12 protein-coding genes are annotated in these 18,439 nt (G+C 73.2%); 10 read left to right on the top strand and 2 right to left on the bottom strand.

Translation table 11 applies throughout. The features are described 5' to 3' along the window. Positions 1-9: 9 nt before the first annotated feature. Together O7616_RS00625 and O7616_RS00620 are read left to right on the top strand one after the other, a co-directional pair. A complete protein-coding gene (locus O7616_RS00625) occupies positions 10-651 on the top strand; it encodes an SIMPL domain-containing protein (RefSeq protein WP_282305211.1) in 642 nt (213 codons plus the stop codon). Then, complete coding sequence (locus O7616_RS00620) at positions 651-1,298, top strand: nucleoside/nucleotide kinase family protein (RefSeq protein WP_282305210.1); 648 nt, start codon at positions 651-653, stop codon at positions 1,296-1,298. Before O7616_RS00625 ends, O7616_RS00620 begins: the two co-directional genes overlap by 1 nt. Before the next feature lie 68 nt (positions 1,299-1,366). Here O7616_RS00620 and O7616_RS00615 read toward each other — a convergent pair whose 3' ends face one another. Next, positions 1,367-1,924: a sugar O-acetyltransferase gene (locus tag O7616_RS00615; RefSeq protein ID WP_282305209.1), complete on the bottom strand. Its 558-nt coding sequence runs from the start codon at positions 1,922-1,924 to the stop codon at positions 1,367-1,369. Positions 1,925-2,086: 162 nt separating this feature from the next. Between O7616_RS00615 and O7616_RS00610 the strand changes: the two genes are divergently transcribed. Beyond that, a complete protein-coding gene (locus O7616_RS00610) occupies positions 2,087-5,383 on the top strand; it encodes a S8 family serine peptidase (protein WP_282305207.1) in 3,297 nt (1,098 codons plus the stop codon). A gap of 51 nt (positions 5,384-5,434) precedes the next feature. On the opposite strand, the gene dapD is transcribed toward O7616_RS00610, so the two are convergent. Beyond that, complete coding sequence (dapD, locus tag O7616_RS00605) at positions 5,435-6,394, bottom strand: 2,3,4,5-tetrahydropyridine-2,6-dicarboxylate N-succinyltransferase (RefSeq protein ID WP_282305206.1); 960 nt, start codon at positions 6,392-6,394, stop codon at positions 5,435-5,437. A 77-nt stretch (positions 6,395-6,471) separates the two neighbouring features. Between dapD and dapE the strand changes: the two genes are divergently transcribed. The 7 genes from dapE (at position 6,472) to O7616_RS00570 (ending at position 18,425) form a co-directional block, all read left to right on the top strand. After that, a complete protein-coding gene (dapE, locus tag O7616_RS00600; RefSeq protein ID WP_282256774.1) occupies positions 6,472-7,545 on the top strand; it encodes a succinyl-diaminopimelate desuccinylase in 1,074 nt (357 codons plus the stop codon). Between the two features lie 364 nt (positions 7,546-7,909). Beyond that, entirely contained in the window at positions 7,910-8,776 is an 867-nt protein-coding gene (locus O7616_RS00595) for a TIGR00730 family Rossman fold protein (RefSeq protein WP_282256775.1), read from the top strand. Then, positions 8,776-9,321, top strand: a complete 546-nt coding sequence (locus O7616_RS00590) for a TIGR00730 family Rossman fold protein (protein ID WP_282305205.1) — start codon at positions 8,776-8,778, stop codon at positions 9,319-9,321. The genes O7616_RS00595 and O7616_RS00590 overlap by 1 nt, the downstream gene beginning before the upstream one ends. A 155-nt stretch (positions 9,322-9,476) precedes the next feature. Further along, entirely contained in the window at positions 9,477-12,992 is a 3,516-nt protein-coding gene (locus tag O7616_RS00585) for an ATP-dependent DNA helicase (RefSeq protein ID WP_282305204.1), read from the top strand. Continuing rightward, on the top strand, positions 12,992-16,456 hold the full coding sequence (locus O7616_RS00580; RefSeq protein WP_282305203.1) for a UvrD-helicase domain-containing protein: 3,465 nt from the start codon (positions 12,992-12,994) through the stop codon (positions 16,454-16,456). The genes O7616_RS00585 and O7616_RS00580 overlap by 1 nt, the downstream gene beginning before the upstream one ends. A gap of 226 nt (positions 16,457-16,682) precedes the next feature. Continuing rightward, positions 16,683-16,886, top strand: a complete 204-nt coding sequence (locus tag O7616_RS00575; protein WP_067374184.1) for a cold-shock protein — start codon at positions 16,683-16,685, stop codon at positions 16,884-16,886. Between the two features lie 225 nt (positions 16,887-17,111). Further along, entirely contained in the window at positions 17,112-18,425 is a 1,314-nt protein-coding gene (locus O7616_RS00570; RefSeq protein ID WP_282305202.1) for a DEAD/DEAH box helicase, read from the top strand. The last annotated feature ends 14 nt before the right edge of the window (positions 18,426-18,439 follow it).

Here is an 18,439-nt window from a genome sequence, read left to right as displayed (position 1 = left end):
CTGAGGGGCATGGCGGCGGACGGTCCGGTGGTGCAGGTGCGCGGCGAGGCGTACCGGGAGGTCCCGCCCGAGCTGGCCCGGTTCGCGGTCACCGCGACGGCGCGCGACCGGGATCGGGAGGCGACGTTGACCAGGTTGGCCGAGCGGGCCGCCGCCGTCCGGGTGCTGCTCGACGGCTCGGAGCCGACGGTGGCCCGGCGGGAGACCGGCGACCTGCGGGTGCGGCCGGAGACCCGGCGGTCGGGTGAGCGGGTCGTCGCCTGGCACGGCAGCGTGACCACCACCGTCACCGTCACCGACTTCACCGCTCTCGGCGAGCTGATGCTGCGGCTGGCCGACCAGGACCAGGTCGAGGTGGCCGGGCCCTGGTGGGAGCTTCGGCCGGACAGCCCCGCGTACCGGGAGGCCCGGCACGCCGCGATCGGCGACGCGCTGCTGCGCGCCCGGGAGTACGCGGAGGCGCTCGGCGCCCGGGTCACCGCACTGATCGAGTTGGCCGACGCCGGCCCGGCCGACCGGCCGATGTTCGCCCGGGCGGCGTTCGCCGGGGCCGGTGGGGGCGCGCCGGAGTTCGAGTTGGATCCCCAGCCGCAGACCGTGCAGGCGGCGGTGCAGGCTCGGTTCACGATCAGCGAACCGGTCCTCGGCTGATGCCGCCGGCCCAGGTGCTGTCCGTCGACGAGCTGGTGGGGCGGGCGTTGGTGTTGGCCGAGGCCGGGCCGCGTCAACTACTCGGCATCGCCGGTGCGCCCGGCGCCGGGAAGTCCACGCTGGCCGAGTTGATCGTCGCCGAGGTGGGGCCGACCGCCCGGCTGGTGCCGATGGACGGTTTTCACCTGGCCCAGTCGCAGTTGGTCCGGCTGGGTCGCGCGGACCGCAAGGGCGCGGCGGACACTTTCGACGCGAACGGGTACGTCTCGATGCTGCGCCGGTTGCGCCGCCTGGAGCAGACCTCGGTCTACGCTCCGGAGTTCCGGCGGGAGCTGGAGGAGCCGATCGCCGGGGCGATCGAGGTGCAGCCGTCGGTACGACTCGTGGTGACCGAGGGCAACTACCTGCTGCTGCCCGACGACCCGTGGTGGGAGATCCCGCCGCTGCTGCACGAGACGTGGTTCCTGGACCTGGACGCGGAGATTCGGCACCGGCGGCTGACCGCCCGGCACGAGGCGTTCGGGCGGTCGCCGGAGCAGGCCCGGGAGTGGGCGCTGGGCAGTGACGAGGCCAACGCGGCTCTGATCACCCCCACCGCTGAGCGGGCCGACCTGGTGGTCCGCCTCCCCGAGCCACCGGCGGCCTGACCGGCCCGTCGAGGGCGCGAGCGGCAGTGCCCCCGGCGGCCTGACCGGCCCGTCGAGGGCGGCGGTCGTCAGTCCAACTCCCGGACGGGCCGGGCGGGGTTGCCGACGGCGACCACGTTGGGTGGCAGGTCCCGGGTGACCACCGCGCCCGCGCCGACCACTGTGTTCGCACCGATCGTCACGCCGGCGAGGACGATGGCGCCGCCGCCGAGCCACACATTGTCCTCGATGGTGATCGGCTTGGCGGCCTCCCACTTGTCGCGGCGCGGACCGGGCTCCACCGGGTGTGTCGGGGTCAGGAGTTGGACGTTCGGTCCGATCTGGACGTCGGCGCCGATGGTGATCGCCGCGACGTCGAGGAAGACGGCGTTGTAGTTGACGAAGCTGCGCGCTCCGATCCGGATCTGCCACCCGTAGTCGCAGTAGAACGGTGGGCGGATCCAGGTGCCGTCGCCCAGGTCGCCGAGGAGGTCACGGAGCGCCGCGAGGCGTGCTTGTGGATCGCTGGCGGCGCTGGTGTTGAAACGTTCCATCAGCAGGGCGGCGCGGTCCAGATCGGCGATGATCTCGGGATCGTCGGCGAGGTACGGCTCACCGGCGAGCATGCGGTCCTTCATGGAGGTCATCCGGTCGATGATGCCTGCCATCCTGGTCGGGGGTTGGCAGGTCCGTCATATTTTCGACCCCTTTTCTGCATACCGGGTATGCAATACTGACTTCGGTCTATGGAACCCCGTCATCGGTATCAACGCTCCAAAGAGGAGGACCCGTTGCATCGACGCAGCAGAATGACCACAGCCGCCGCCGCGGTAGCAGCCCTCGTCCTGGGCACTCCAGCGCTCGCCGTGGCCGGCCCACCCACCAGCACCGCACCCGCCGCCAACCCGGCTGCCGCGGCCGGCGTCCCCGCCACGAAGACCGTCACCCTGCTCACCGGTGACCAGGTCACCGTCACCGCGTCCGGGTCCGCCGCCGTCCGGCCCGGACCGGGCCGGGATCATCTGCGGTTCGTCACCACCCGTGACCGCGGTCAGCTCACCGTGCTGCCGCAGGACGCCGTGCCGCTGGTCCGCTCCGGTCGGGTCGACCGGCGACTGTTCAACGTGACCGGGCTGATCAGCGCCGGTTACGACGACGCCCGGCGCGACGATCTGCCGGTGCTCGTCGCGGGCGACGCGGGCGCTCGGCAGCGGGCCGCCGCCCCCGCCGGGTTGACCGTCACCGCGCAGTTGCCCGCGATCGGCGGGGTCGCCGCGACGGCGGACAAGAAGCAGGTCGCGACGGTCTGGGCAGCGCTCACCGGCGCGAACGCCCGGGTCGGCACGGCGGGGGGTGCCGACCGGATCTGGCTCGACGGCCGCCGACACGTCACGCTGGACCACAGCGTGCCGCAGATCGGCGCGCCGGCCGCACATCAGGCGGGCTTCACCGGCCAGGGCGTACGCGTCGCGGTGCTGGACACCGGCATCGACGCCGACCACCCCGACCTGGCGGGCCGGGTCGCCGAGTCGCACAATTTCACCGAGGCCACCGACGCCGGTGACACGGTGGGCCACGGCACCCATGTCGCCTCGATCATCGCCGGCAGTGGCGCTGCCTCGGGCGGGAGATACCGGGGCGTCGCGCCGGACGCCACGCTGCTCAACGGCAAGGTCTGCGAGGACTTCGGCTGCCCGGACTCGGCGATTCTGGCCGGCATGCAGTGGGCCGCCGTCGACCAGAACGCCGACGTGATCAACATGAGTCTGGGCGGCACCGACACGCCCGAGGTCGACCCGCTGGAGGCGGCCGTCGAGTCGTTGACCGCGCAGACCGGCGCGCTCTTCGTGATCTCCTCCGGCAACGACGGCACCGACGGCTCGGTCAGCTCGCCGAGCACGGCTGACGCCGCGCTGTCGGTGGGCGCGGTGGACCGGGACGACGCCCTGGCCGACTTCTCCAGCCGAGGCCCCCGGGCGGGCGACGGCGGGCTGAAGCCGGACCTGACCGCTCCCGGCGTCGACATCGTCGCCGCCCGGGGCGAGGGGACGCTGCTCGGCGATCCGGTGGGCGACTCCTACGTCACCATCTCCGGCACCTCGATGGCCGCACCGCACGTCACCGGCGCGGTGGCGCTGATCGCCCAGCAGCACAGCGACTGGGCGGCGGCCCAGCTCAAGGCGACACTGATGGCGTCGGCGAAGCCGCACCCGGAGCAGACCTCGTTCCAGCAGGGCGCCGGCCGGGTCGACGTGGCCCGGGCGATCTCCCAGCGGGTGGTCAGCCACCCGGTCAGCGTCGGCTTCGGCCAACCGGCCTGGCCGCACGACGACGACGTCCCGGTCACCCGGACTGTCGACTGGCGCAACGACGGGCCGAACCCGATCACCCTGGACCTCACCCTCGAGGTGACCGGGCCGGAGGGCCAGCCGGCACCGGCAGGCCTGTTCACCCTGGCGGCGACCCAGGTCACCGTGCCCGGGGGCGGCGCCGCCGGCACCACGGTCACCGCGGACACCCGGATCGGGACCGACGGCTACTGGACCGGGCGGATCGTGGCCCGCTCCGGGGAGACCGTCGCGGTCACCCCGATCGCCGTGCACCGGGAGGTGGAGAGCTACCAGGTCACGGTGCGCCACCTAGATTCCACCGGAGCGCCCGCGACCGACCACATCACCACATTGGTCGACCTGGACACCTTCCGGACCTACGACGTGTACGACCCGGACGGCACCGCCGACGTCCGGTTGCCCAAGGGCCGTTACGGGCTCGCCAGCATCCTCTTCTTCGCGGACGGTGCCACCCAGTTCGCCCAACCGGAGCTGCTCCTGGACAGCGACACCGCGGTGACCGTCGACGACCGGAAGGCCCGGCCGGTGCGTACGGCGGTCCCGGAGCCCACGGCCGTGCCGGCGCTCGTGGACATCACGGCGCTGTTCCTGGAGGGCGACAACGGATTCGGGTTCGGCCTGCTTGCGCTCGACTTCACCGGATTGGCCACCGGGCACCTCGGCCGGGCCGCGTCCGCCGAACGGTTCGTCTCGACGATCAGCAGTCAGTGGGCGACAGCCGAGCTGGTGGACAGCCCCTACCTGTACGCGCTCGCCGAGACGATTCCCGGCCGGATGCCGACGGGCTTCGACAAGACCTACCGGAGCAGGGACCTGGCGAGCGTCACCCACCAGTTCCGGGGTGGCTATCCGGGCCTGGTCGCCGAGCGGGTGGTGTTCCCACACCTCGAACCCGACTCGGGTGGCTGGGCGATAGGCCTGCCCACCACCGTGCCGGGGCAGCGGGTCGAGCACTACAGCACCAACGCGGTGCGGTGGTCCTCGGAGCTGATGTTCGGGGTCGTCACCGAGGAGGGTTGGATCGACCTGAAGGTGAATCTGGCCTCCGACCCGAGGGCGTACCAGCCCGGGCGGCACACCCGGGAGAGCTGGAACAGCGCGCCGTACGGGCCGTCCTTCCCGGCGCCGCGCTGGCCCGGTCAGAGCATCAGTCGACTCGGTGACGAGATCCAGGTGGGAGTGCCGCTGCACGGCGACGCCGAGGGGCACGCCGGATTCTCGGTCACCGACGAAGGCCGGACCGCCCTCTACCGCGACGGCAAACTGGTCGGTGAGTCGGCGGAGCCGGGATTCGGGCAGTTCACCGTGCCGCCCGATAACGCCCGTTACCGGTTGGAGGTGTCGGCCAAGCGGAGCTTCACCGACCTGAGCACCGAGGTCAGCACCGCGTGGACGTTCCGCTCCCGGCACGTCGGCGGGGACGACTACCGTCAACTGCCGGTGTCGGCCATCCGGTTCACGCCGCCGCTGAGCGTGGACAACGCGGCTCCCGCCGGACGGAGTCTGGTCATCCCGGTGCAGGTGCAGCGTCAGCCCGGCGCTGCCGCGTCGCGGGTGACCAAGCTGACCGTGGACGTCTCCTACGACGGAGGCAAGACCTGGCAGTCCGCCCGGGTCCGGCACGGCGGGCAGGGCTGGACGGCGACCGTCCGGCATCCCGCCGGGCCCGGTTACGCGTCCCTGCGGGCCACCGCGAAGGACGCCGCCGGCAACACGGTGACCGAAAAGATCATCCAGGCGTACCGGTTGCGCTGAGGCGTACCCCCGACGGGTCCGCGGCCGAGCGCCGCGGACCCGGCGGGGACGTCAGTCGTTGGCGTGCAGGGCGGCGTTCAGCTCGATGCCCCGGCCGGTGCGCGGCTTCGCCTCCAGCGCGCCGGTCACCGAGTTGCGCCAGAACAACAGCCCGTCGACACCGGACAGCTCGCGGGCCTTGACCACCCGGCCGTCGGGGAGGGTGACCTTCGACGCGGCGGTGATGTAGCAGCCGGCCTCGACCACGCAGTCGTCGCCGAGCGTGATGCCGACCCCGGCGTTCGCGCCGACCAGGCTCCGCTCACCGATGCTGATCTTCTCGGTGCCGCCGCCGGAGAGGGTGCCCATGATCGAGGCACCACCGCCGATGTCGGAGCCGTCGCCGACGAGCACGCCCTGCACGATCCGCCCCTCGACCATCGAGGTGCCGACGGTGCCGGCGTTGAAGTTCACGAAGCCCTCGTGCATCACCGTGGTGCCGGCGGCCAGGTGGGCGCCGAGGCGGACCCGGTCGGCGTCGGCGATCCGCACGCCGGAGGGGACCACGTAGTCGGTCATCCGGGGGAACTTGTCCACCCCGTACACCGACAGGTGCCGGCCCGCCGCACGCTCGATCACCCGCAGCTCGTCCACCCGCTCCGGCGGGCACGGCCCGGCGGACGTCCAGGCCACGTTGGCCAGCTTGCCGAAGATGCCGTCCAGGTTGAGCTGGTTGGGCCGCACCAGGCGGTGCGAGAGCAGGTGCAGACGGAGGTACGCGTCGGACGCGTCCTTGATCGGGTCGTCCAGCGAGCCGATCACGGTGACCACCTGCACGGTACGCAGACCGGGCAGCGACCGGTCGCCGAGCGCGGCCGGCGGCAGGTCGAGCACGTCCGCCTTGTCCTCGCCGGAGACCAGCGGCAGCTCACCCAGGCCCAGCTTGCCGGTCGGGTACCAGGTGTCGAGCACCTGCTCGTCTGCGGTGACCGTGGCCAGGCCGATGCCCCAGGCCGAATCTGCGGACGTCACTGTTACACCTCTCGGTAGCGGCCGGCTGGCCTCAGCTCACTGCTCACGCTGACAGCCCTGAAGGTACCGTGCGATTCATGGAGAACCCGCTGACCCCCGAGGTCCTCGCCGATCCGGTGCAGCTGACCCGCGCTCTGGTCGACATAGAGTCCGTGTCCCTCAACGAGAAGGCGATCGCCGACTGCGTCGAAGAGGTCCTGCGCGGTGTGCCGCACCTGAGCACCCACCGGCACGGCAACACCGTGATGGCGCGCACCGACCTCGGTCGGTCGCAGCGCGTCGTGCTGGCCGGGCACCTGGACACCGTGCCGCTGAACAACAACTTCCCGTCGACGATGCGCGGCGACCTGATGTACGGCTGTGGCACCTCCGACATGAAGTCCGGCACCGCGTACGCGCTGCACCTCGCGGTGACCCTGCCCGATCCGCGGTACGACGTGACCTACTTCTTCTACGAGGCCGAGGAGATCGAGTCCCGGTACAACGGGCTGAACCTGGTCGCCCAGGCGTACCCGGAGTGGTTGGAGGCGGACTTCGCGGTGCTGCTGGAGCCGACGTACGGCATCGTCGAGGCGGGCTGCCAGGGCACCATGCGTTCGGTGGTCACCACGACCGGGGTACGCGCGCACTCGGCGCGCTCCTGGCACGGGGTGAACGCCATCCACGCCGCCGGTGAGGTGTTGCGGCGCCTCCAGACGTACGAGGCGCGTCGGGTCACCATCGACGGCTGCGACTATCGCGAGGGCATGAACGCGGTGCGGATCGGCGGTGGAGTGGCCGGCAACGTGGTCCCCGACCACTGTGAGGTCGAGGTCAACTACCGGTTCGCCCCGGACCGCAGCCCCGCCGAGGCGGAGGCGCACCTGCGGGAGGTGTTCGCCGGTTTCGAGGTGAAGGTGACCGACATCGCGCCGGGCGCGGCCCCCGGGCTGGAGGCGGCTCCGGCGAAGGAGTTCCTGGCGGCGGTGGGTGCCGCGCCGATCGGCAAGCTGGGCTGGACGGACGTGGCGCGCTTCGCGGCCATGGGCATCCCCGCGCTGAACTTCGGCCCCGGCGACCCGAACCTCGCCCACCACCCCGACGAGCACGTCGAGATCAGCAAGATCCGCGACGGCGCGGCGACCCTGCACCGCTGGCTGGCCCCGGTCTGACCGGGCGCGGGGCCGTCGCCCCGGTGATCAAGAGGTTTGCGTCAGCCTGGCCCGTTGTCGGCGACGCAAACCTCTTGATCGGATCCGGTCGACGCGGGGGCTGCGGGGGAGAGGCTCAGGTCTCGGGTGCGGCGGCGTTCGGCCACCACGTCTCGGATCCGTCGCTGCATCTGGCGACGGATCCGGATCATCTCGCTGTTACTGATCACGCTGTCTCCTCCCCCGAAGGCGCGCGCCCGGGGCATACCCGGTATGTGAATAGTAAGACGTACGGGAGAGCCGAATAGTTGCCCTTGATCGCGAACTATTTCTCGGCGTCCCCGCCCCGCGCACCCGGCGGGTGCTGCTCCACTACGGTTGCTCCATGAGCCAGAGCAACGGGCGGGAGGCCGGTCGCGGTCCCGGACAGGAGCGGCACCGGGGCGCGGTCACCCTGCGCAGAGGGGCGATTCCGAGCAGCACGGCCGACCAGCGGTTGCTGGATTCGCGGGGCCGGAGCGACTGGAAGACCAAGGACGCCTGGCGCGCGCTGCGCATCCTCTCCGAGTTCGTCGAGGGCTTCGACACCCTCGCCGACCTGCCGCCGGCCGTCAGCGTCTTCGGCTCCGCCCGCAGCGGACCGGACAGCGCCGAGTGCCAGCTGGCCGAGCAACTGGGCGGTGCGCTCGCCCGGGCCGGCTACGCGGTGATCACCGGCGGTGGGCCCGGTGTGATGGAGGCCGCCAACCGTGGTGCCAGCGAGGCGGGCGGGCTCTCCGTCGGGCTCGGCATCGAGCTCCCGTTCGAGCAGGGCATCAACGAGTGGGTCGACCTGGCCATCGACTTCCGCTACTTCTTCGCCCGCAAGACGATGTTCGTCAAGTACGCCCAGGCGTTCGTGGTGCTGCCCGGTGGGTTCGGCACCATGGACGAGCTGTTCGAGGCGCTCACCCTGGTGCAGACCGGCAAGGTCACCCGGTTCCCGGTGGTGCTGATGGGGACCGCGTACTGGCAGGGGCTGCTGGACTGGCTGCGCGACACCATGGCCGCCGACGGCAAGATCGGCCCGGTCGACCTGGAGCTGATCTGCCTCACCGACGACGTCAACGCGGCGGTCCGGCACATCGTCGAGGCGGAGGCGGCACTCTCCGCCGAGCAGGAGGCGATCCGCGACGAGGTCGTCGCCCGGACCGGCGCGGACCAGCAGGCCGCCGCCGAACAGGCCGCCGCCGAGCAGCCGCGGGACAACTGATGGCGGCGATCTGCGTCTTCTGCGCCTCGTCCCGCACCCTGGACCAGCGCTGGTTGGACCTGGCCGCCGAGACCGGCGCCGAGGTGGCCCGGCGCGGGCACACGCTGGTCAGCGGCGGTGGCTGCGTCGGCATGATGGGAACCCTGGCGGACGGCGCGCGTTCCGCCGGTGGGCGGACCCTCGGGGTGATCCCGCAGTCGCTCGTCGATCTGGAGGTCGCCGACCTGGCCTCGGACGAACTGCTGGTCACCGATTCGATGGCCAGCCGCAAGACCCTGATGATCGAGAAGTCGGACGCCTTCCTCACCCTGCCGGGCGGGCTGGGCACCCTGGACGAGCTGTTCGAGGTCTGGACCACCGCGACCCTCGCCCTGCACGCCAAGCCGATGGTGCTGATCGACACCGACGGCTTCTTCCGACCCCTGCTGGACTGGCTCGACAGCCTGACCGACCAGCACTTCCTGAAGACCGCCGGTCGCGACCTCCTCATGGTGGCCACCACCGTGCCCGAGGCCCTGGACGCCCTGGAGTCCCACCTGACCTGATCCCCGCCCCCGGCGGCCTCCGCTCCCTCCGGATGATCATGAAATTAGCGGTGCCGCTGTCGGCGTGTCGCGCCGCCAACTTCATGATCGACGGAGCTGGATGGTGGGGTGGGCCGGGGCGGGTGGGTGTCGTACGGGTTTGATGGGATGAGCTGATGCAGGCGTACCGGTTGGTGCGGCGGTCCGGTGGGCCGGCGCGGGAGGGCGACGGCGTGCCTGGCGGCGGCACCGTGGCCGCCGGCGACGCCGCGCAATCCGACCACGGCATCCCGGCTGCCGGTGGCAGCGGGTCGACCGACCGGGCGGGCGGCGCGATGGGCGCACCGCCGGGCCGACGGGTCGATCCGGTGCAGGCCGAGGTGGTCGGGCACACCGACGGGCCGATGCTCGTGCTCGGCGGCCCGGGCACCGGCAAGACCAGCACCCTGGTCGAGGCGGTCGCCGCCCGGGTGGCCGAGGGCGTCGACCCCGAACGCATCCTGGTGCTGACCTTCGGCCGGCGCGGCGCCACCGCGCTGCGTCAGCGCATCGAGGCCCGCATCGCGCAGGACGGCCACCGCGTGTTGCGCGAGCCGCTGGTGCGCACCTTCCCGGCGTACGCCTTCGGGTTGCTCCGCCGGGCCGCCGCCGAGCGGGGTGAGCCGTCGCCCCGGCTGCTCACCGGCCCCGAGCAGGATCTGATCATCCGCGAGCTGTTGGACGTGGTGGGCGAGGAGCCCGAGGACGACCCGGTCGGTTGGCCGAGCGACCTGCGCCCCGCGCTGCGGACCCGGGCGTTCGCCGGTCAGCTACGCGACCTGCTCATGCGTGCCGCCGAGCGGGGCGTGGGCCCGGTCGACCTGGCCCGGCTGGGCGAGAAGCTCGGCCGCGACGACTGGCCGGCCGCCGCCCGCTTCCTGCGGGAGTACGTGTCGGTGCTCGCGCTGCGCGACGTCAGCAACCGGGGCTCCATCGCGTACGACCCGGCCGAGCTGGTCCGGGCGGCCACCGGGCTGCTGCGCGACGACGAGGAACTGCTGGCCGCCGAGCGCCGCCGACTCGCCCACGTGTACCTCGACGAGCTGGCCGACACCGACCCCGCCCAGATGGAGTTGCTGTCGGTGATCGCCGGGGGAGGCACCTCACTCGTCGCGTTCGCCGACCCGGACTCCTCCACGTACGCCTTCCGCGGTGCCGACCCGGCCGGGGTGACCACGTTCCCGCACCGCTTCCGCACCGCCTCCGGGGCACCCGCCGCGCAGGTGCTGCTGACCACGTCGTACCGGGCCGGGCCGGATCTGCTCGCGGCCGTCGCCCGGCTGGGCCGCCGGCTGCGCGGTCCAGCGGCACACCGCCGGCTGCACCCGCTGCCGGACGCGCCGCCCGGGGCGGTCGAGGTGCACACGTTCCGCTCGGCGACCAGCGAGGCCGCCTGGCTGGCCCACTCGTTGCGCTCGGCGCACCTGCTCGACGGCGTGCCCTGGTCGCGGATGGCGGTGCTGGTGCGGTCCACCGCGTTGCAGCTGCCCACCCTGCGACGGGCGCTGCACGCCGCCGGCGTACCCACAGTGGTGCACGGTGAGGATCTGCCCCTGCACCTGCAACCGGCGGTCGCACCTCTGCTGCTGCTGTTGCGGTGCGCGCTCGAACCGGACCGGCTGGACGAGGAGGCGGCGGTCGCGCTGCTGCACTCGCCGCTCGGCGGCGCCGACCCGCTGGCCGAGCGGCGGCTGCGGCAGGGCCTGCGCGCGCTCGCGCTGGCCGGCGGTGACCGACGCCCGTCCGGGGAGCTGATCGTCGAGGCGCTGCGGGATCCGGCGGAGCTGGCCGACATCGACCGGCGCTGGGCCGAGCCGGCGCAGGCGGTGGCCGGGCTGCTGGCCTGCGCGCGGGACGCCGCCGACCGACCCGGGTCGACGGCGGAGGACGTGCTCTGGGCGGTCTGGCACGCCAGCAACCTCGCCGAGCGCTGGGCGGGCGCGATCATCCAGGGGCGACCGGCGGCCGGTGAGGGTGACCTGGCCCGGCGGCGCCGGGCCGAGGCGGCCGACCGCGACCTGGACGCCGTGCTGGTGCTCTTCGACGCGGCGGCCCGGTTCACCGACCGCCTGCCCGGTGCCCGCACCGAGGTCTTCCTCGACCACGTGCTGGCCCAGGACCTGCCGGCGGACACCATCGCGCCGACCGCCGACCGGGGCGAGGCGGTGCGGCTGCTCACCGCGCACGCCGCGAAGGGCCTGGAGTGGGACCTGGTCGCGGTGGCCGGCGTGCAGGAGGGCATCTGGCCGGACCTGCGACTGCGCGGCAGCCTGCTCGGCTCCGAGCGGCTGGTCGACGTGTTGGCCGGTCGGTCCGTCGACGGGGCGACAGCGGCCAACGTGGTGGGTCAGACCTCCGCGTTGCTGGACGAGGAGCGCCGGCTCTTCCACGTCGCCATCAGCCGGGCCCGACACCGACTGCTGGTCAGCGCCGTCGCATCGGCGGCCGTCGGCGGTGACGACCACGAGGAACAGCCGAGCCGGTTCCTGCACGAGCTGGTCCCCAGCACGCCGCCCCGACCGCCGAACGGCGCTGGGCCGGCCGACCCGACCGGGCCGCCCGGCCCGCGCGGGACCGATGACGGCGGTGGGCCCGGCGGCGGCGACGTGGACGACGGTCAAGCGGACCGTCCCGGGGCGCTGCCGGTGACCCGTCCACCTCGGGCGCTCACCCTGCCCGCGCTGGTCGCGGAACTGCGTACCGCAATCATCGACCCGGCCGCTCCGGCGGGCCGACGGCGCGCCGCGGCGGCCGAGCTGGCCCGGCTCGCCGCCGCCGGGGTGCCCGGCGCTCACCCGGACGACTGGTGGGGGTTGCGGGCGCTCTCCGACGACCGGCCGCTCGTCGACGAGGGCGAGCCGGTGCGGGTCACCCCGTCGGCGATGGAGAGCGCACTGCGGTGCAGCCTGCGCTGGTTGCTGGAGCGGCACGGCGGCAGCGGTCCGACCAGCACGGCGCAGGGGGTGGGCAACCTGGTCCACGCCGCCGCGATGCTCGCTGAGGACGCCAGCGCCGACCGGGGCGCTCTGCTCGACTACGTGGCCGCCCGGTTCGACGCCATCGAGCTGGCCGCCAGGTGGATGGCCGGGCCGGAGCGCGAGCGCGCCGAGGCGATGGTCGACAAGCTGCTGCGCTGGTTGGCCACCAACCCGCGGCGGCTGCTCGCCATCGAGCACGAGTTCGCCGTCCGCCTGGACGACCCGAACCGACCGGTGGAGCTGGCCGGTCGGGTCGACAGGTTGGAGGTCGACGAGGCCGGGCGGCTCGTGGTGATCGACCTGAAGACCGGCAAGTCCACCGCCGTCACCGGCGCCGAGTTGGCCGAACACCCGCAGCTCGGCGCCTACCAGGCGGCCGTGGAGGCGGGGGCGTTCGCCGAGTTCGGGGACGAGTCGGGCGGCGCCGCGCTGGTGCAGCTCGGCACCTCCGCCAAGGACGCACGGGAGCAGAACCAGCCGGCCGTCGGCGAGGGACCGGCGGCCGGCTGGGCGACGGCACTGGTCCGGCGGACCGCCGATACGATGGCGGCCGCCACGTTCGCCGCGGTGGCCAACTCGAAGTGCCGGGTCTGCCCGGTGCGGACCAGCTGCCCGGTCTCCGGGCAGGGACGTCAGGTGGTCGAGCCGCCCACCGTCCGTCCCCCGGAGAACTGATGACCCAGCCCACCCTGTTCGGTGCCGGCCCCGCGCCGACGCCCCGGCTGGCCGACTCCGGACCTCGGTACACACCGACCGAGCTGGCCAAGCTGCTGCGGTTGCCGGCACCCACCCGGGAGCAGGCCGCGATCATCGCCGCGCCGGTGGAGCCACTGCTGGTGGTCGCGGGCGCCGGGTCGGGCAAGACCGAGACGATGGCCGCTCGGGTGGTCTGGTTGGTGGCCAACTCGTACGTACGTCCGGAGCAGATCCTCGGGTTGACCTTCACCCGGAAGGCGGCCGGGGAACTGGCCCACCGGGTCCGTACCCGGCTCGACCAGCTGATCCGCCGGGTCGGTCGGCAGGGCCGGGATCCGCTGGACGATCCGCTCGCCGGTGAACCCACGGTCTCCACCTACCACTCGTACGCCGGGCGGATCGTCACCGAGCACGGGCTCCGGGCCGGCTACGAGCCGTCCACCCGGCTGCTGACCGAGGCGTCGCGGTGGCAGTTGGTCGACCTGCTGGTGCGTAACTACGACGGCGACATGTCCGAGGTGGACCGAATGCCGAGCACCATCACCGACGCGGTGCTGGCGCTCGCCGGTGAATTGGACGAGCACCTGGTGGCACCGGACGAGCTGGCGGCGTGGACCGGTCGGTTCTTCGCCGAGGTGCAGTCCCGGCCGGGTCGGGTGTACGCCGACGTGCGCAAGGCGCTCACCCTGCAGCAGACCCGGCTGCGCCTGCTGCCGCTGGTGCGGGCGTACGCCCGGCGCAAGGAGGACTTCGAGGCGATGGACTTCGCCGACCAGCTCGCCCGGGCGGCCCGGGTGGCCCGGGACCACCCGGCGGTCGGCCAGATCGAGCGGGATCGTTTCCGGGTGGTGTTGCTCGACGAGTACCAGGACACCAGCCACGCCCAGGTGGTGCTGCTCAACGCGCTGTTCGGCGGCGGGCACCCGGTGACCGCCGTGGGCGACCCGTGCCAGTCCATCTACGGCTGGCGCGGGGCCAGCGCCGGCACCCTGGACCGGTTTCCCGCCGAATTCGCCCGCACCGACGGTCAGCCCGCCCAGGCGCTCGGTCTCACCACGAGTTGGCGTAACCGCCCGGAGATCCTCCGGGTGGCGAACGCGCTCTCCACTCCGCTGCGCGCGGCCGGGGCCCGGGTGCCGGAGCTGCGTTCCGCGCTGACCGTCCGGGATCCGATCCCGCACCGCAGCCCGAGCGGTGCGGCCGGGGGCACGGTGCACTGCGCGATGCTGTCGACGTACGCCGACGAGGCGGCCTGGATCGCCGACAGCGTGCTCGCCGCCTGGCGTGGGGCGGCCCGGATGCCGGGCGCGGCGGCCGAGCACATCCCGGTGGCGCAGCGCCCGACGACGGCCGTGCTGGTCCGGGTCCGCAGCCAGATCCCGGCGATCGAGTCGGCGTTGCGCGAGCGCGGTCTCCCGGTGGAGGTGGTCGGGCTGGGCGGTCTGCTGGACACTCCCGAGGTTCGCGACGTGGTGTGCACGTTGCGGGTGCTGGCCGACCCGACCGACGGTGCTGCGTTGTTGCGGTTGCTCACCGGCGCCCGGTGGCGGATCGGGCCACGGGACCTGGTGGCGCTGCACCGGAGGGCTCGGGCCATCGCGAACGCCCGGCGGCAGGTCGCCGCCGACGAGGCGTCGGACATCAGCCCCGACCTGTTGGACGAGGCGACTCTGGTGGAGGCGCTGGCCGATCTGGGCCCGGCGCAGGCGTACTCGGCGGAGGGTTTCGCGCGGTTGCGCGCGTACGGGCTGGAGTTGGCCCTGCTGCGTTACCGGCTGGACCAGGCCCTGCCGGACCTGATCGCCGACATCGAGCGGACCATCGGCCTGGACGTGGAGGTGGCGGTGCGGGCCGGTCGGGACGGTGCCGGCGACGCGGGCCTGGCCCGGGGTCACCTGGACGCGCTGGGGGACGTGGCGGCGCGCTTCAGCGGGGAGACCCCTGGCGCGACGCTCGCCGGCTTCCTGTCCTACCTGGCCGCTGCCGAGGACGAGGAGCGCGGTCTGGCGCCGGGCGAGGTCGAGGTGGTGGAGGGCGCGGTGCAGGTGGTCACCGCGCACGCCGCCAAGGGACTGGAGTGGGATGTGGTGGCGGTGGCCGGGCTGAGCCGTGGGGTGTGGCCGGGCCCGGTCCGCAATTCCGATCACTGGCTGGGTGGGCTCGGTGTGCTGCCGTTCCCGCTGCGCGGTGACGCCGACGGGTTGCCCGAGTTGGCGCTCGACGAGGCGGCCGACCAGCGGGCGGTTGCTCGGGCGGTGACCGACTTCACCGACGCGTGGCGGGCCCACGACGAGCGGGAGGAGCGCCGGCTGACGTACGTGGCGGTGACCCGGCCGCGCCGCCTGCTGCTCTGCTCCGGCTACTGGTGGGGGGAGGGCACCAAGCGACCGCGAGGTCCGTCGGTCTTCCTCCGCGAGGTGTACGACGCCTGCCTCGACGGCGGGCCGGGGCACCTGATCGACGTGTGGGCCCCGGAGCCGACCCCGGACGCGACGAATCCCACGGCCGAGGTGGTGCTGCGCGCGGAGTGGCCGGCCGACCCGCTGGGTGGCCGCCGGCCGGCGCTCGCGGAGGCGGCCGGGCTGGTGCGCCGGTTGATGACCGGCGGTCCGAGCGCGGTGGTCGTCGGGCCGGTGGGACCGGTGCCCGCTGGGCCGGTCGGGGCGGTGCCCGCTGGGCCGGTGGGACCGGTGCCCGCCGGGCCGGTGGCGAGGGTCGAGCCGGAGGCGGACCCGGAGGCGGACCCGGAAGTGGCGCGCTGGCAACGCGAGGCGGATCTGCTGCTTGCCGAACGGGCCGAGCTGACCAGGCTCTCCGGTGCGGTCGAGGTGCCCCTGCCCGGGCAGCTGAGCGTGACCCAACTGGTGGCGTTGCGGCGTGACCCGGCGGGGCTGGCCCGTACGCTGCGCCGACCGGTGCCGACCGAGCCCAACCCGTACGCCCGTCGGGGTACCGCCTTCCACGCCTGGTTGGAGCAGCGCTTCGGCGCCGACCGCCTGCTGGATCTGGACGAGCTGCCCGGTGCGGCCGACGCCGATGCCGCGCCCGACGAGGCACTCGTCGAGCTTCAGGAGCGGTTCCTGTCCAGCGAGTGGGCCGATCGGTCACCGGTGGAGGTGGAGGTGCCGTTCGCCACGGTGATCGCCGGTGTCGTGGTGCGGGGGCGGATGGACGCGGTCTTCGCCCGGCCCGGCGGGCGGTTCGACGTGGTCGACTGGAAGACCGGCGCGCAGCCGACCGGGCCGGCGGCGGAGGTGGCCGCCGTGCAGTTGGCCGTCTACCGGTTGGCCTGGGCGGAGTTGGCCGGTGTGCCGGTCGACCGGGTGGGCGCCGCGTTCCACTACGTCCGACACGGCGTGACGGTCCGGCCCACCGATCTGCTGGACGTGGCGGGGCTCACGGCCATGATCACCCAGTTGCCCGAAGATTCCGCTAACCATTGACCGGGACGGGAAGATCCGTGGTAGGTTGACCGGGTTGCAGTTTTGGTTACCAGAGACTCTGTGTGCGCCTGGCGGGATTGTGGCCCCAGGCGCTCTTTGTTGTGTCCGGAGTTCTCCGGGCGGGGCGACCAGAAGCGACAGGCGATTCGCGCATCCCCGCGCGGAGCGCTCCTCTTCGGGCACGCAACACGTGCGTGTCCGACGTTCCGTCAAGGAGACGAAACACATGGCAATTGGCACCGTGAAGTGGTTCAACGCTGACAAGGGCTTCGGCTTCATCACCCCGGACGGCGGCGGCGCTGACGTCTTCGCCCACTTCTCGGCGATCCAGACCTCCGGCTACCGGAGCCTGGACGAGAACCAGCGGGTCGAGTTCGAGGTGACCCAGGGCCAGAAGGGCCCGCAGGCGGAGAACATCCGCCCGCTCTGATCTTCGGATCGGTCAGCATCACCTGTCGCACCCTCCGGGTGCGACGGCGACGGGACCGGCCCGCCTCGCCGCCGCCTGCCTGCGCGCAGACGGCGGCCCGGTGGCGGGCCGGCCCGTACTCCAATCGGTTCGTGCTTGTGAGTCCCGGCTGCCTTGTTGCGGCCGGTGACAGCGCCGACGTCGGCGCCCTCCCTCGACACGTGCCGCGTCGAGGAAGGCTTCCGCATGACCACAGTTATTCCTTCTTTCGCACATACCGGCCTGGCTCCGGCGTTGCTCACCGCGTTGACCGCGCAGGGCATCACCGAGCCGTTCCCGATCCAGTCGGCGACGCTTCCCGACTCGCTCGCGGGCCGGGACGTGCTGGGCCGGGGTCGTACCGGCTCCGGTAAGACCCTCGCCTTCGGGCTCCCGCTGCTGTCCCGCACGGCCGGGCGGAAGGCCCGTCCGGGTCGCCCGCTGGCCCTGGTGCTGGTGCCGACCCGCGAGTTGGCCCAGCAGGTCACCACCGCGCTCGCCCCCTACGCCCGCGCTGTCGGGCTGCGCTGCGCCACCGTCGTCGGCGGGCTGTCGTTGCAGCGGCAGGCGGACACTCTGCGCGCCGGCGCCGAGGTGGTCGTCGCCACCCCGGGCCGGCTGCACGACCTGATCAACCGCGGCGACGCCCGGCTCGACCAGGTTGAGATCACCGTGCTCGACGAGGCCGACCAGATGGCCGACATGGGCTTCCTGCCGCAGGTGACCAAGCTGTTGGAGCAGGTCGCGCCGCAGGGGCAGCGGATGTTGTTCTCGGCCACCCTGGACGGTGGCGTGGACCGGCTGGTCCGTCGTTTCCTGAGCAACCCGGTCACCCACTCGGTCGACCCGGGCACCGCCACGGTGACCGCGATGACCCACCACGTGCTGCACGTCGACGCGGTGGACAAGCCCGACGCGTTGACCCGGATCGCCGCCCGCGAGGGCCGCACCATCCTGTTCATGGGCACCAAGCACCGCGCCGACCGCCTCGCCCGGCAGTTGCTGTCCAAGGGGGTACGCGCGGCCGCGCTGCACGGCGGTAAGTCGCAGCCGCAGCGCACCCGGATCCTGGAGCAGTTCCGCACCGGTCAGGTGACCGCCCTGGTCGCCACCGACGTGGCGGCCCGGGGCATCCACGTCGACGGCCTCGACATGGTGGTCAACGTGGACCCGCCGACCGAGGCGAAGGACTACCTGCACCGGGGCGGCCGCACCGCCCGAGCCGGTGAGTCCGGCACGGTGGTCACCCTGGTCCTGCCCGAGCAGCGCCGGGACGTGTCCCGGTTGATGGCCACCGCGGGCATCCGGCCCGAGTCGGTCCAGGTGCGCGCCGACGGCGAGGCGTTGGCTCGGGTGACCGGTGCCCGCGAGCCGTCCGGCGTGCCGGTGACCATCACCGCCCCGCCGGCGCCGACCGCGCGGGCCCGCACCTCCGGTGGCTCGGCCGCCGACGGTGCCGCCCGCCCGGCGCACCGGGCGTCGGGCCGGTCCCGCCGCCCGCGCCGTCCCCGTACCGCCTGATCGTCCGCGCCTCG

It is taken from the genome of Micromonospora sp. WMMD964, from assembly GCF_029581455.1.
Classification (GTDB): Bacteria; Actinomycetota; Actinomycetes; order Mycobacteriales; family Micromonosporaceae; genus Micromonospora.
The sequence above is the reverse complement of the archived record's forward strand: the minus strand, read 5'-3'. Positions and strand labels throughout refer to the sequence as shown.